Here is a 15,698-nt window from a genome sequence, read left to right on the forward strand (position 1 = left end):
TTACAGGTTAAACCAGTAGGAAAGCTTGATGACCAGTGCTCGTGATTTGGGCCGGGTAAAATCGACGAATCTTCCATCTACGGCAGCGAAATAGTTGTCGGTATAAACAATGAAAAGGTCTGAAACGGGCTTGAATCGCCATTGCAGACGGGAGTTGATGTTTACATTATTTATCTGCTCATTGTATTGAATGAATGTTGTCCAGAATAGACTTTTTGTAAAGGTGATATCAAAACGAGGTCCCACGAGTAGCAGGTTTGCATCATTGTACGGATCGGGGAGCCGGATCCGGTTATAGGTTACATTCATCGATACGTTACCTTGCTTTCCAAAACGGTAGGTAAGGGTTCCGTTCACGTTGAATCGGCTGCCGTTAAAATATGCGCCCGAACGGGTTGATATGTCGAAGAAGAAGTTTTTACGCTGATCTGATGAATACGATGCAATGACCATGTTGTAGGAATAATCAGTATCCGCAGGCAGTTCTTCTCCACCTGTTCCGGAAGGATCGAAAGATGAGAAAAGGTAGACAAATTCCCTGCGGAGGCGCACTCTCAGGTTGGATGTATTTCTGAAGTTGATCCGGTATAAGACGTTTACATCCCAGTCGGTAGTTCCGTATTGCTGATTCCAGGTGATATCATAATCCAGTCCCGGCGCATGTGATTGGATAGGTCCGGAGGAAGGATAGAAATTATGGTAAACGGTAGCACGGCTTCGCATGAAATCGGTTCGGCGCACAAAACCGACCTCCGGATTAAAATTGGCGCCTACGGCAAAGAAATCTGTATTTGCCTCCCATCGGAATGTTGTATAGTTCGCGCCCAGTCCGTATGAATAAGCGCTGTCCGGACTATCCGGCTCGAAAGAACGATGATAGTACGCTTTACCGCTCCAGGTATTATCGGGCGTGGCCAGGTTCAGATCCAGTCCGGCGGTACGGTTCCACTGATCAGGGCCTAAATTAAATTCGGCTCCAAGGGAGTCCCTGAATGCCTGTTTGTTAACAAATATTCCGGAGATATTAGATCGTTGTCCGATTCTGTGCTGAACGGAGGCTACAGAATAATTGACAGATGGCAGGCCGATGGATTCATCCTTTGCGGCCTGAATGCTCATGAGTCCAACCCGCCATTTATTGTTGATGTTTCCACTCATGCGGGCCCCTCCGTACAGCCTGTTCTGAACGTTGGAACCGGTAGATGTATCACGGGTTACCCCGATTCGTCTTGAAAAGAACGGACGCGTACCCCCCGTACCAAAATCAGAAAACAAATCGTCATTTTCCTGGAAGAACTGCCGGCGCTCCGGAAAGAATATTTCAAAGCGGTCCAGGTTTGTCACCTGCTGATCAGCCTCTACCTGGGAGAAGTCGGGATTTACGGTAAGATCCAGGTTTAATGAAGAGCTGATCGCCACTTTGGCATCACCTCCGAAATCAAATTCCTGTCGTGGAGATGTTTCATTTTCAAAATCACGGACAGTCCGGAAAGATGTGAAGGGGATGAGTGATATATTTTTACCCGGACTTTCTAGTGGCCGATCCCAGCGCAGTTCCCGGTTATACGCCAGGTTTAGAATACTGAAGTTCCGTGGAATCGGTGACCATGTGGAACGTTCGGCATATTCACTGTCGATCCGGTAAAAGTTCATCAGCCATGATTCCATGCCTTCCTTGAAACGAAGTGTTTTAAATGGGATAGCAATTTCAGCCATCCAGTAATCGTCATAGATTTTTGCGGCAGCATACCATTTGTTATCCCAGGTAAGTGAAAGGCTTTCCTCGCCGTTACCTCCATTTGATATCAGTCCTTCCCGCTGTACTCCCTCCGGGTTTACGCCAAACAGGAAGGCATTGGTTTTGTCTTTATACGTATCCAGCAGGATGCTGAAACTGTCGAATGCCGAACCCCTGAAATCGCGTCGAAGCGAAGGTACTATATATTCCCTTGGGCCGAGATTGTGCATTATTGCGAGAACATACAGGTTCTGATCGTCGTACGTCACCCGAACCTCAGTTTGCGCATTTGCCAGGGAAGAGTCGTAGGGAAAATTTTGCATGAAATCAGTTGCAACGTCTGCATACACCCAAACTTCCTCATTCATGATACCGTCAATTACCATCGGCTCGGATGTAGGTCTTATATTTAATCCCTGGGCGTACGGCGTCACCGAGAACAGACTCAGCAAAATTGTCTTACAGATTAAATAATATTTCATTGTCGGTTAACGGGAACACCTATCAGTTGATTCGTACCGCAAAGTTTGCCAATTGTTTCTTCGTTTAACGTAAACGGTGTTACAACATGTTCCGTTTTTTTACCAAAGGGTTTCTGGTGGGGCAAACGGTAGTGAGAATGGGAAGGAGAATGAGAATGAGAATGAGAATGAAAATGGGAATGAGAATGAGAATGAGTGTAACTACCCTTCCAGCCACTTTCTGAATTCAGCAGTTCTTGAAGCACTGGTGACAAGGGGCTTCGGCTGACCGGTGACAAAAATTGCCAGGCGATCATTGAAATACGGTTCTATCTTGTCGATGTAATTGATATTTACCACATTACTGCGATTGATCAACTGGAATTTGTCGGGGTTCATCTGATCAACAATATCCTGCAAACTGCCGGTAAGAATAAGTGATTTTCCATTGGCCTTAAATGCATGTAACACCCCGTTCTGCATGATCAGACACGCAATATCATCTGTTTTCAGCAGGTAAATCCCTTGTCCGACCCGTACCGAAAAGCGTTGTTTATAGGGCTCCTGGACGGTTAGTTTCAGCTTGTCGAGTAGAACTCTCAGATCGGCTGACTGGGATGCATTGGTAAGGTTACGATACTTACTGATGGCTTGTTGCAGCGCTTCGGATTCAATAGGTTTCAGCAGGTAGGCGATTCCACTGGCTTCAAAGGCCTTCATGGTAAACTGGTGGTAGGCCGTAGTGAAAATGACGGGGGTCGTTAAATTCAACTGAAACAATGCATTGAAGACATTTCCATCCAGAAGCTCAATATCAGAAAAGATCAGGTCGGGTTGGTTTTCGCTTGATTCAAACCAGCTGAGAATAGCTGAATTACTGTCAAGCACATCAAGTATTTGAGCCTTCGGATCAAGTGATAAAATCAGGTTCTTCAGCTGTTTGGCTGCCGGTATTTCGTCCTCAATGATCAATATCCTCATCCCGAAGTTGTTTAATAAGCGGTAATTTAACCTTAAATGTAGCATTGTCATTCTCAATCACAATGCTGCGGCCTGTAATCAGTTGATATTGCTGATTCAGGTTCTTCAGTCCAATTCCTTCCCTTGACCTGTCAGTGTCCAGCTTTGGTACTATTGCGTTACGGATGACCAGGTAATCAGAATCAGCATTCAGTGAAATAACCAGTGGCTTCTTTTTATTGCCGGCGTTGTGCTTTATTACATTTTCGGTAATGACTTGAAGGGACATGGGTACAACCAGGTAATCATTGGGGTTCAGATCCGATAAGTCAATTTCCAGTACATAGGAATTTCCAAACCGAAAGGAGAGTAATTCCACGTAGTCCCTTAGAAACCCAAGTTCTTCCGAAAGATTACTTAGTTCTTTATCGGCATAATCGGTCGCATGCCTGAAGATGGCAGATAATTTACGTGTAAACCGGATCGCTTTTTCCTGATCCGATGGGATGAGGGACGTGAGGGTATTCAGGTTGTTAAACAGAAAATGTGGGTCCATCTGCTGTTGCAGGATCTTCAGATCCTTTTCCGTCCGAACCTTTTCGAGCATCAGAATATTCTCCGTAAGCCGCTTCGAGTTCCTGAAATAAGATACGGCGATGGCCGCGTTTCCGACAATCAGATGAAGAAAAAGGAAGATCATGGATTGATTAATCAGGAAGTTTACAGATTGTTGATAAGCATCGTTTGACGCCATGACCTGTATACCCATAACTATCAAAATGAAGATCAAAAAGCTCAGGAAAATATTGATAAGGTACTGATTATTAATCTTTTGAAAATTGAATCTGGCCAAAATCCTCTCACTTATCCTGACGCATCCTATGGATAGCAGGCTTATGATAAAAAGAAAGAATAGGGCCTCACCATGTATGACAACCCTAAGATCATCTGACTTCTGTTCCACCAGGTGCTGTATGAAGTAATAGTAGAAGAAGTCAAATATGACTAAGGGAAGTACCCACCAAAAGTTTGACAATCCGTATTTTTCAGGCTTTTTCATTTACAGATATCGCATAATGATAAATTTATTCAAATTAATCACTATTGAGCCTGATAAGCTGAAATGATCGATAACACATCGGGCACTGCATGAGCGGCCATGACCACCAGGAGATTCCTTCCGGATAGCACATAAAATACGCCGAGGATAATACCGATCACCCCGGCAGAAACCATGCCCTGCACGCCGGAATGCAGGATCGCGAAGCATAGCGCCTGGAGGATGATTGCCATGATTGTGCCAATGGGTTTGCTTCCGGCCAGTGCGTTGATATTATTCAGTAAAAATCCCCTAAATAACAATTCCTCCCCGATAGCGGCGGTTCCAATGCCGATTACTATGAGCCGGAAGAGCATTTCCGGAAGGGAAAGAGGCGAGCCATCCCCAATTTGATTAGCCCCATGGGGGAAGAGCGGCTGGATAACGAAGTTGAAAATTACGCCGATCGTAACCACACACGCGATGAAGTATCCGATGGCCTTCCACCAGTTGGCGGGTCTTTTGAGCCCCACATCTTTCCAGCCAATACCTCTTCTGCTGAAGAACCAGGTGATCAGCACAAGGCAAATCACCTCTGCCACCTGGCTTGAGTACTTAATGGAGGCAAAGAACAATTCGTTGACTGTAAAAACTAATGCAATAATCAGAATTTCAAATAGATAAGTTTGTCTACTTGTAGTGATGGTTTCAGTTACAGGCATCATTTTATACGGCTGTTTGAGTTGAAACCGATTGATTTCTTCGATTTAAATAGGACCTGATTGCCATGTAAACGATGATCAGAACATAGCAGCTGATGGCGGTGATTTGAATTGCTGTGGTGTTGGTGACTTCTGATATTTGGATCAGGCTGGCATCGGTAGGACTGAACAGCTTATTGATATAAACGAACAGGCAATGGAAGCCCACACCCATCCAGACAGATCCGGAGAAAATTCGTAGGAAGATGGTAAAGCAGCCAAAGATGAACATAGTGATCATATAGCCGGCCTGAATCGAGTCGGCGCCGCCGACGTTGATCGTCATTCCTAGTAGATAATGCTGAATGTTTACAACCACCACGGGCCACAGCACAAAAACAATTACAGTTAGCAGTGCGGAAGTCCATTTTCCCAGACGGGTGCGGAGCACTCCATAAAGCAGTCCGCGTACCAACAGTTCCTCCGGGATGGCTTCATGGAGCAGTACGGCAAAGAACCCGATCAATAATGGTTGAATGAAATTGACATCAGCGTGGAAGATTATTTCTGCCCAGCCCATCCATTGAACAATAGTAAGAATAACGATGATAGGGATCACCAGCAAGCCTGCACCTTTCAGGAACTGCCGAATTGAAGTAGAACCATTGGATAGTCCAAGGTCAAATGACAATCCGCCATATTTGCGAATGAAGAGTACACCAGGGATGACAAGCCCGGTAAAGATCAGGCCCTGGATTAGAAACTGCATCTGGCCTTCGACCAAACCAGCATCGGCCAGCGACTGTCCGGCCCATCCGGGAATAATTCCAAGCAGGTAGATCATTCCGATCACGCTGATCAGGGTTTTTGTAAAGGTTTTGTTGTTTGTTTTCATGGCATTTTGAGTTAAATGAGTCAATGACAATGCTCAAATATGCCGGTTAGAAGGGTAGGAGGACAGGGGAATCACCTGAACCCGGGGAAATTCTGATTGAACAAGGGGGAAAACGGGTTGAGAATCAGAATGAGAATGAGAATGAGAAAGGGAATGAGAAGGAGAATGGGAATGAGAATGAGAAAGGGAATGAGAATAGGAAAGAGAAAATTGATTATCAGGTGATTAACATAAATTTATTTTCAGATCCACTTGAAGAAATAAGGTCGGGTATGTAAATTATCCTGCTCAAATTTAAACCGCACTACTATGAAAATAATCAGACTTTTTATGCTTCCGGCCTTGATAATAGCCTTTTCCATGACGAATGTATATTCACAGACCGGGGGGTTGGAGAAAACCGAAATTCTCAAAGCAATGAACAGCTTTGAAGGGCTCGATATCGGGGCAGACAAGCAGGAGAAGATCAAGGAAACGAATAAGGGTATCGTGGACAACATTTTTGATATTGCAAATGGGAATGACAGTGCGGATGAGAAGATGATCAAATTCAAGGATCTGCAGAAAAAAAATTCCAGCGTGTTCGAGGATATCCTGGGTGTGGATACCTTTAAGCAGTATAAAAAGAATGTGAAAAAGAAGCTGAAGCCCTATAAGCGCAAGGCTAAGCTGGTGGGATTTTTGATATAATTTAATAGATCAATCTCAGGGCACTCGGGTACTTTCAGTTTCTGGAATATCAAACATTCGATTTTTCAACTACAATCATTCGATAGTTTGTCTCGGAAGTATGCCGGCCATTTTTATACACATAACAGAACTTCTGGTCGACGAGGGTCTTCTGCCGCTCAATGGAGTTAATTGCTTCAATGAGAATTTTAACTTTGTTCCCCGTGTCCTGAATACAGAAAACAATCAGGCAGCCGGACCTGGCTTTTGAAATGATATTTTGGACCAGTCCGACTTCCCGTGCCCGGTCTGATTTGGTGAAATGGAACATGCTGTCAAGAAGAATAAAGTCAAATGGCTCAAGGTCGTTAAACTCATAAATATTACCTACCAGGCCTGTTAAACTAAGGTTTTCTTCCACAGCAATCCTGTTCATCTGGTCAACACCGACTGTAGAATGGTCAATTCCCGTAACTGTAAAGCCTATTCTCGCAAGCGCAATCGCATCACGTCCTTGTCCGCAACCAAGATCCAACACTCGGCCCCTCCGGGTCAACTGATCAAAGAACTTAATCAACTCAGGATACGGATGGCCGAAAAGGTTTTCTGTCTTGTAATGTTTGTCGTAGGATATTGTCATTTCTGATATTGGCGTACACCAATCGTGTACTCATATTATCAACGCACATAATAGGATTACGAAAATAATGTCTGTGCCTATCATTCTTATCACCTCATGATCGCTCAAAGATGAAATGAACAGAGCATGATTCGAAATTTCCGTCGTTGTTGAAGTCATATTCCCCGGTATCGCTTCCACCGTTCAGTGTAAGAGTATTTCCATCGTATGTATGGCCGTAGGTATCCCAATCACCCGGATAGTCATCCCATATAATTGCAAAGTAATAGGTTCCCTGCCACTTCTCCCAGATCATTTCTCCGCTAACCGTATAGGCATCACGATCCACCGGATCCAGCGTGAGGATAAAGCGTCCGCTTGATTGTACGGTCATTTCTGCAGATCCACCATCCTGTACAATATCAACAGAGGTGGCGTTAACGCTGAACTGGGCTTTCGTGGCATCCCAGGAACCGGCAAGCTCGCTGATTGCGAACGGACCGTTCTTAGTTAATTCGTCTTCGTCCTCATCCGAATTACAAGCGAAAGTGAACGAAATCAATGAGATTAAAATGAAGAAATTTAATAACCGTTTCATGACACTAAAATTTAAAGGGACGTGACAATTATTTTTTTTAATCGTCTTATAGAATATAATAAAATGGCGCATCATTTGCCATGACGTTGGTCAGGATGAGAGGCAGTTGCAGTTCAAAATTATCTCCAGATTCCAGTATTGGCAGAGGGTAAGTAAGGCGCAGCCAATCTTGCGAGAAGCACAATTCAACCTGATCTTATGCGCGGCCTGAAGCTGTTTTTTCTTAACTTAACTGTCCGGATGTTTGACCGAAGATTATTTTTTATCAACCCTATTTCAATTCAGCAGTTATGGTTAGATCGTTAATTTGTCTTGTTCTCATTGTATTCACATTGCCAGGTGTGGTTTCAGCATGGGTTTACCCGGAGCACAGGCAAATCACGGCAATGGCTATACAGCAACTAAGTCCGGATCAGAAAAGGATTCTTGAGTCGATCTGGGCACAGGTGCGGATAGGGCATGAGAACCGGCTTTCGGTTTTCCTTGTAAATCCCGAGTATGGGCTAGACACGGAGGTTCTTGACCTGGCTTCCTGGCCTGCGATTGCCGGGGATCATAGTTGTTCTCCGGTGCAAATGATGGATATTATCCTTCTGAGTGACTGGATTTTGAAAGTGGACCATATTGCAGAAAGACTACGCATTGATCTGGCAAAGGCCAAACGACCGGATCAGACTGTCAATGCAATCCGTAATTCTGACATCAGGCTGCAACGGGCAGATCTGGATTACGCTACCAGGGCAGGTACAAATAATGTTCACTTTCTTCTTGAAAGAAATTCCGTTAATGAAGGTCTTGATCAATACTTTATGCGCAGCCTGCAGGAGGGAGCCCCGCTGAATGCCATCGGAGCATACGCATATTACCATACGAAGGCGTTGGAAACTCTGGCGCTTTCAAAAAGGACGGATCTTTCGCAGGAGCAAAAATCGGCTTTTCTTTTGGCGGCTTTGGCTAACGAAGCATTCGCAATTCACTTTATAGAGGATGTCTATGCGGCAGGACATGTGGTCGGCTCCTGGGGATCCCTGGCCGAACGTAAAGGAACGCATGATCATTACAACGAAGCCGGCCTGGAGGCTGAAACCTGGAGTAACCGGGGCCTTGTACTCACGGGAGATGCGTATATGCGTCCGGAGGATGCCGCGGTAGTTGCAAAGGCGGTTCAGACAAGCCTGGAACAATTTTGCTCTGCCATGGTGAGCGAAACAGGTGATACACTTCAGCCATCAAATGTTTCGGAAATTTCGCCTGATACCTTCGATGTTTGTGCAAATGACAATATGCCGAAAACCGAATTTGACATGGAGTTACTCAATGCAGTACTCATGGGTACTCCAAAGCCCGGGCTTTCTGAAGGCCTGGGTCAATTGGAACGGTTTCGTGCCGAGCTAGGTCCGTTTATTGGCGCTTCATCATCAGTGGAGACCAGTTCATTGAACGGAGGATTTGGCGTTGATCAGAATGAAAAGGCTTTAATCGGAAGTATTGAAGCAAACCTGGTATTCGGACTGGGACTTGATGGGGTTATGAACAAGGCAGGGGACGGCCTGGCGTTCATCCAGTTTGGATGGCGGCAGGATTCACCGACCACCAGCCAGTTTACAGATCCCAACAGATCGGTGACAAGAAGTTCTGTTACATCGACCATTCCGGGAAGGTCTGCCTACAACGTGCGGGTGCGTTTGCCCTTCTGGCTTATACCCGGTGATCTGATCCTGGTTGCACCGATTCTTTCGTGGGCTTCACCCAAAACACTTCAACGCATGGCGGTCACCGCCGGCAATGGCGGATTGATTCCATGGCAATCAGGCATTTCAACACCCATTGGACGCTTTCAATTTGTCCTGGGCAGGGAGGTTGGTGTCTCTTTTTATGGAATCGGCCGCATAGATGAGTCACTGGTTATTCCCAACAGTAACTTCAGCAGCACATCCTTCGTGACCTACAGATCCACAAAATGGGATTTTCCATTTTTAGAGTACCAGCCAACAAGAACCTTCTCCAATACCCAAAGCGCTATATTGAAATTCCAGTTTTCAATTGGCGTGGATATTCCCTCAAAGGTCAAAACGATAACTTCAGAATCTGCTGAAGATATTGTTTTGAAAAACGTCTGGTATCTGGCTATCCGTTTGGGATTTCAATGGAGGCGTTATTTCTGATACTCAATTTTATTAATTCGCCATTTGAATTCACCTGCGGTGGTTTTTACAACCACTTCATCCCCAACTTCTTTTTTTAACAGGGCCTGCGCCATGGGGGAGTCCATGGAAATATAGTCTTTCATACCTATGAGTTCTTCATAGCCCACGATACGAAGGTGTTTTTTAAGGCCCTTATCATTTTCAATTTCCACCCAGGCGCCAAACATTACCTTGCCTTCCTGGTGCGGATGGTATTCCACGACCTTAAAATCATCGATACATTTACGCAGATACAGAATGCGCCTGTCAATTTCGCGGAGGCGTTTTTTGTTGTAGTGGTAATCCGCATTTTCAGATCGGTCACCCAGGCTGGCAGCCCAGGAAACCTTTTTCGTGGTTTCAACGCGCTCTACTTTCCAGAGATGGTTTAGTTCATCCTTCAGCTTTTGCATCCCTTCCGGGGTGATCATGGGTGTTCTCATGGTGTGAAATTCAATGCATATGGACAATAATGCAAGGGAAATGAAAATTGATGAGTTATACAAGTGTTTGGGAAAGGCAAAGGTATCATTCGACAACCATTGTAAAAATCTGTTGTTGAGAATTTTATATGCTGAAAGTTGCGAATGACTATAAGGTGATTAATAGAAAGGCAATAGGATTTATAAAACTTTTACTAATTTCAATGTTACTTAAGTCACAATGCTTCAAACTCGATTAAATAGACCCAGACTCTCTTCCGATCTCCTTCAGCGACCGCATCTTGTTGAACGACTAAAAAGGAGTAGTCATTTACCGCTAATATTAGTCTCGGCACCTGCTGGCTATGGTAAGAGTGTATTAATTAGTCAATGGCTGGAGCAGGAGAATGATTACGCATGGCTCTCACTCGATGAAAGCATGAATGATCCATCTACTTTCCTATCTTATTTTACTTATACGCTAAGTGAAGTAGGTGGCGCCGAATTAAATGGCTTTAAGAATTGGGAGCGGGAGAACTATTTACTTTCATGGGAAGCTGTTATTGACAGAATAGTGAATGAGCTTAATGGGTTAACAAAACCCATTCGGCTGATTATGGATGACTATCACCTGATCAGAAATCAGGAAATCCAGACGTTGATGGATGCGATCATCAATGAAGACATCAAGATGTTTCGTTTAGTAATCATTACGCGCAGGGATCCGCCTTTTCGATTGCGTGGTTTACGGCTCTATCATAAAATGCTTGATCTCAGAGCCCAAGACCTTAAGTTTGACCAAAATAATATTCGAGATTTTTTAAGAAAGGAGCGAATCGAATCCTTCTCTGATGACCAACTTAATGAACTGATTTTACGAACGGAAGGATGGATTTTGGCTATTCGGATCATACTAGTGGCCGGATCTTTTCCGAGTCCACAGGCACACGAGGAAAAATCCTTTACGCTGTCCACCAATTTGGATAGCCTGATGGGTCACATTAGTGATAAATTAGATCCTGTGTTTTTTAAGCAATTGCAACTCTCTTCGCTTTGCGATCAATACAGTGAGGAGCTCCTCGAATCTATATTTTCACATGTCTTTAAAGAATCAGGGAGCGCATCTGTTTTCCTGACTAAATTGAAGGAATTAAATTTTTTTATAGTTCCGACAAGCGATGACGGAACCTGGTATCGATTCCACCACCTAATTGGTGACATATTAAAGAAGCAACTGGAAAGAAATGAACCGACTATAATCAACCCACTATATATTAAAATAAGTGAATGGTTTTTAAATAAGAATCTTGTTGAAGAAGCCATCCATTATGCGATCAAAGCAAAAAACTATGAATTTGCCTGCGAGCAGATCACAAAACATAGGGCTAGCATATTGGATCAGGGCCATTGGTGGATTGTACAACGCTGGCTTGATAAGATTCCCCGGCATATTCGCAAATCTAATGTTGATATGTTACTGACGGAATTACTGGTTTGTGAAGAGACCTGGGGCCTAGAGGATTTTTCGTCGATCCTGGAAACACTAAAGTCTGTTGGCATTGAGAATTCAACTGACGAGAACGTTGCGCAATATCTGTACCATTTAGGGTATTTTTTAACGTATGTTAAACCTGACCCAAAAAAAGCGGTAGAATCGCTGGAGCGATCTAAAGCGTTGTACCATGATGAAAGTTATATGTTTGGCGGACGAAGGGAATTGATATTGGCCAGTAGCACGCAGATGATTGGCTTAACCACGCTGGCATTACAGTCTCTTGAAGAGATTGAAGAGAAATTTAATCCATCATCAAAAATGCATTTACGCGCCATACATGGCAAAGTGCTTGTTCACTTACTTTCTGGAAATTTTGAGTCGGCATATAATGACTCAAGGAAGATGCTGTTTTTTCTCCAGGATTCTGATTTAAGAATGGCAAAAGGATGGGTTTTGTATTTTCAGGGGAATGTTGCATTTCAATTTTACGATGATTATGAAGCTATACAAGCCTTAAAAGAAGCCCTGGCATTTGAGGGGTTGTTTAATTACCGGGCTTATTTTGATGCACTGGCAGGGTTAGTTCTCATTAACTCATTAAAAAATGACGAAAAGGCAACTGCTTCATTTCTTGAACAAATGAGCGAATTGGCTGCAAAACTGAAAGACATAAAATTCCAAAATTACTACCACTCAGTACAAGCAAGAGTCAACTGGCATAACGGACTGGGGGAAAAAGAATTGAGCTGGGCTAAAACCGATCGGGTGAAGCAGTATCCATCTTCCTATTTGTTTTTGATCGATGTACCTGAACTGACGAAGCTACGAATCCTGATAAGTCATGGTTCATATACTCGGGTTGAGGAAGCGATTTCTGTTCTCAAGGAAGTGGAAACCATGCTGGAAAGTGTTCATAACCAGTATCAGCGAATAGACGTTGTTTTACTTAAAGCGATGGCATTTTGGCGTCTTGGAAAGAAAAAGCGTGCCGCCAAATGTTTAGAGGAAGCGTTGATGCTGGCGGATAAAAAAGGTTTGATCAGGCCGGTCATGGAAGCATACAGAGTGATGCCTGAATTATTCAATGAAATTTCACGTAATGATGAGTATAACCGTATTTTATCCAGATTTGGTATAGACTCTCCACCGCAAAAGTCAGCGTATGTTCCTGCCATGAATGATACTATGTTAACAGCGCGTGAACAAGAAGTGGTTGAACTCATTGCTAAAGGCCTGCATAATAAAGAGGTTGCTGATCAACTTAATATTTCTACTGTAACCGTCAAGAGTCACCTGACCAATATTTATAAGAAACTTGGCGTTTCCAATCGCACCTCGATGATAAGAATTTTGCAGGAACATTAAGGCTATTTTAAAACCGCACAACTTAACAAAGAGGAAATTACTTATCGCGAGCTAAAATATAAAATGCTTCTTGATTTCGGGCGAATGATACAGTAGAAGTGGTCCACCGTAGTCTTGATAATTTTGATTACTTCTGTCTGCGCAATACCCGAAGTACCTGCTTAACAATTCATTTCGGAAAACTGTATCCATAGAGAAACTTTTATTGGAACGCCCGGGGCACGCTTGCAAATCCGGCGCGAGTATCTTTCCACTACGATTTTTAAAAAAACGCTACCCTGGCGATAATCAGAAAACACTGGGGAGTTCTATTCCTGGGAGAATCCGCCATATAATTCAATGGCTTATAATTCATATAGGTATTTAAGGATTTTTTAGAATCCAATTGGTAATCAGGTCATGAATCGATCCAGATTCATGCCGTAAAAATCCGACTTTTTTGCGACTTAAGTATGAGATGAAATACCATTGTTTGTCCTTACCTTGTTTGTAGTTATAAAGATTAATGTTCTGACGATCAGTAAGTTTAATGAATGCTAAAAATGCTGTATACCAGATCCGATTGGCGGGTAAGATTACCCCGATACTAATAAATTACATTGATGATATGCAGATTCGCCAGGAAATTGGGCAGGATACCATATCGTTGGTCGGGTGGTTGCCGGATCAGTCTGCTTTACTCGGATTGCTGAACGCATTAAATGATATCCACTATGAGATTCTCTCGGTTAATGCGGTAAACACGAATATCGATACCCACCTGCAAGAATAACTTTGTTGTCGGAAAAGCACCATTGAAAAAAGAATAAATCAATTGAAAGAAGCCAAAGCCTATAACATGAAAAAAATAGTTTTAACCCTCTTTATTTCTGCCCTTATTTTCAGCAGCTGTAATCAGACAAACACTGAAAAAGCGGCTGACCCCAATCAGGAATTTGACGTAGTCATCCTTAATGGACGTGTCATGGATCCAGAAACCAATTTTGACGGCATCAGAAATGTGGGTGTCAAAGATGGTAAAATAGCCATCATTACCGAAAGTGACATTAAAGGTAAAGAAACCATTGATGCTACCGGACATGTAGTGGCACCTGGTTTTATTGAAGGTCATCAACATGCTACAGATCAGTTTAGTCGCAAGGTTAATTTACGTGATGGCTTGACCACCCAGATGGATTTTGAATCTGGAGCGGGAGATATTCCAAAATGGTACGCTGATGCGGAGGGTAAAACCCAAAGCAATTACGGCATGGTAGTGCTTGCAACGCTTGCACGTGTATCTGTATTAGACGGTCCTGAAATTGCCGCACTTGGTAATGATATGGGTGGCTTATTCTCTCACACTGTGAAAGCAGCTGCGGTAAAAGCACAACAAGAAGGCCGCAAACCGGGTTGGTCATCAACTCTTCCTAACAAAGAAGAAATGACGCAGATTATGGCTTATGTTGATGAAGGACTTCGCCAAGGAGCATTGGGCGTAGGCGTTCCGGTCGGTTATATGACAGCAGGAGTTACGCAATACGAATTGTATAAATACCAGGAGTTGGCAGCAAAATACGGCCGTGTTACCAATGGACATGTTCGCTTTGCGGGTGTAAGGCCGCCAACAGAAGGGCAGTTGGGTGTTCAGGAAATGCTGGCCAATGCTTTGGTTTTGGACGCACCTTTCATGGCTTCACACCTAAACAGCAACATGGATTGGGAATACACTATTCCAATGATTAATGATGCAAGAGAAAACAGAGGTGCCAAGGTATGGGGTGAGGTGTATCCGTATGCTGCAGGTTCTACTATTGCTTCTGCAGATCTTCTAACTGAAGCTGGTATGGCGCAGATGGGGATTACCTATTCGAGTGTTTCCAATCTTGATGGCACCCGTTGGGATAAAGCGATGTACGAGGACGTGCGAAAGAATGATCCGGGCAGAGCGATTGTGATATACAACAACCCTCCTGAAGACATCGCTAAATGGTTGGCGCAGCCAGGAGTAGTCGTCGTCTCTGACGGTATGGCTATTCAAGATGAGAATCTGGAATATTATGATTGGGAGGAGCCTTATGAAGGCAAGTCAGTACATCCGCGCAGTGCAGGTACCCGGGCCAAGGTTCTGCGCATGGTTCGTGAAGATAAAATTATGCCCTTGATGGAAGCTATTTCTAAAATGAGCTATTTACATGCGAAATATTTTGACGAATTGGCGGGTATCCCACAGTTTAAGACCAAAGGGCGTATGCAGGAAGGTATGGATGCCGATATTGTCATTTTTGATCCGGAAAACGTTACAGATAACTCCACCTATGCGCCAGGAATGGGAGCCATCCCTTCTACCGGAATTCCCTATGTATTGGTCAATGGGGTTATAGTAGTGAAAGATTCTGAGGTACTTAAAGTGTTCCCTGGTAAACCCATTCGTTTTCCAGTTCAGGAAAAAGGAAAACTAGATGAAATAGAGATTGAACCAAGAGTGTTTGATCCAAATCAATCTTAAATTAATTAATACCCAAACTTTATAAATTGAAAAAACACTTTTAACCCTCTTTATTTCAGCAG

The 15,698-nt window shown here is 43.6% G+C and carries 13 protein-coding genes; 5 read left to right on the forward strand and 8 right to left on the reverse strand.

Going from position 1 to position 15,698, the window contains the following annotated elements; all coding sequences use genetic code 11:
- From LDX50_RS28975 to LDX50_RS28995, 5 genes are all read right to left on the reverse strand, one after another.
- Positions 1 to 2,220, reverse strand: coding sequence for a DUF5916 domain-containing protein (locus LDX50_RS28975; protein ID WP_225699799.1), 2,220 nt, complete (start codon positions 2,218 to 2,220; stop codon positions 1 to 3).
- Positions 2,221 to 2,421: 201 nt separating this feature from the next.
- Positions 2,422 to 3,180 carry a LytR/AlgR family response regulator transcription factor gene (locus LDX50_RS28980; RefSeq protein WP_225699800.1) on the reverse strand — a complete coding sequence of 253 codons (759 nt, stop codon included), beginning with the start codon at positions 3,178 to 3,180 and terminating at the stop codon, positions 2,422 to 2,424.
- Positions 3,161 to 4,219, reverse strand: a complete 1,059-nt coding sequence (locus LDX50_RS28985) for a sensor histidine kinase (protein ID WP_225699801.1) — start codon at positions 4,217 to 4,219, stop codon at positions 3,161 to 3,163. Before LDX50_RS28985 ends, LDX50_RS28980 begins: the two co-directional genes overlap by 20 nt.
- A 41-nt stretch (positions 4,220 to 4,260) precedes the next feature.
- On the reverse strand, positions 4,261 to 4,923 hold the full coding sequence (locus tag LDX50_RS28990) for a CPBP family intramembrane glutamic endopeptidase (protein WP_225699802.1): 663 nt from the start codon (positions 4,921 to 4,923) through the stop codon (positions 4,261 to 4,263).
- 1 nt (position 4,924) lies between these two features.
- Positions 4,925 to 5,794, reverse strand: coding sequence for a CPBP family intramembrane glutamic endopeptidase (locus tag LDX50_RS28995; protein WP_225699803.1), 870 nt, complete (start codon positions 5,792 to 5,794; stop codon positions 4,925 to 4,927).
- Positions 5,795 to 6,103: 309 nt separating this feature from the next.
- On the opposite strand from LDX50_RS28995, the gene LDX50_RS29000 reads away from it, so the two are divergent.
- Positions 6,104 to 6,484 carry a hypothetical protein gene (locus tag LDX50_RS29000; protein WP_225699804.1) on the forward strand — a complete coding sequence of 127 codons (381 nt, stop codon included), beginning with the start codon at positions 6,104 to 6,106 and terminating at the stop codon, positions 6,482 to 6,484.
- A 49-nt stretch (positions 6,485 to 6,533) separates the two neighbouring features.
- Here LDX50_RS29000 and LDX50_RS29005 read toward each other — a convergent pair whose 3' ends face one another.
- Together LDX50_RS29005 and LDX50_RS29010 are read right to left on the reverse strand one after the other, a co-directional pair.
- Positions 6,534 to 7,103, reverse strand: a complete 570-nt coding sequence (locus tag LDX50_RS29005; protein WP_225699805.1) for a class I SAM-dependent methyltransferase — start codon at positions 7,101 to 7,103, stop codon at positions 6,534 to 6,536.
- Positions 7,104 to 7,197: 94 nt separating this feature from the next.
- The gene (locus LDX50_RS29010; protein ID WP_225699806.1) at positions 7,198 to 7,680 is read right to left on the reverse strand and encodes a hypothetical protein; all 483 of its coding nucleotides are present in this window, start codon (positions 7,678 to 7,680) and stop codon (positions 7,198 to 7,200) included.
- Positions 7,681 to 7,970: 290 nt separating this feature from the next.
- Between LDX50_RS29010 and LDX50_RS29015 the strand changes: the two genes are divergently transcribed.
- A complete protein-coding gene (locus LDX50_RS29015; RefSeq protein ID WP_225699807.1) occupies positions 7,971 to 9,845 on the forward strand; it encodes a hypothetical protein in 1,875 nt (624 codons plus the stop codon).
- On the opposite strand, the gene greB is transcribed toward LDX50_RS29015, so the two are convergent.
- Positions 9,836 to 10,309 carry a transcription elongation factor GreB gene (greB, locus tag LDX50_RS29020; protein ID WP_225699808.1) on the reverse strand — a complete coding sequence of 158 codons (474 nt, stop codon included), beginning with the start codon at positions 10,307 to 10,309 and terminating at the stop codon, positions 9,836 to 9,838. The genes LDX50_RS29015 and greB overlap by 10 nt on opposite strands.
- A gap of 220 nt (positions 10,310 to 10,529) precedes the next feature.
- Between greB and LDX50_RS29025 the strand changes: the two genes are divergently transcribed.
- From LDX50_RS29025 to LDX50_RS29035, 3 genes are all read left to right on the forward strand, one after another.
- A complete protein-coding gene (locus tag LDX50_RS29025; RefSeq protein ID WP_225699809.1) occupies positions 10,530 to 13,148 on the forward strand; it encodes a LuxR C-terminal-related transcriptional regulator in 2,619 nt (872 codons plus the stop codon).
- A gap of 529 nt (positions 13,149 to 13,677) precedes the next feature.
- On the forward strand, positions 13,678 to 13,920 hold the full coding sequence (locus tag LDX50_RS29030) for a hypothetical protein (protein WP_225699810.1): 243 nt from the start codon (positions 13,678 to 13,680) through the stop codon (positions 13,918 to 13,920).
- Positions 13,921 to 13,962: 42 nt separating this feature from the next.
- A complete protein-coding gene (locus LDX50_RS29035; RefSeq protein ID WP_225699811.1) occupies positions 13,963 to 15,636 on the forward strand; it encodes an amidohydrolase family protein in 1,674 nt (557 codons plus the stop codon).
- Positions 15,637 to 15,698: the final 62 nt, after the last annotated feature.

It is taken from the genome of Fulvivirga sedimenti (assembly GCF_020328055.1).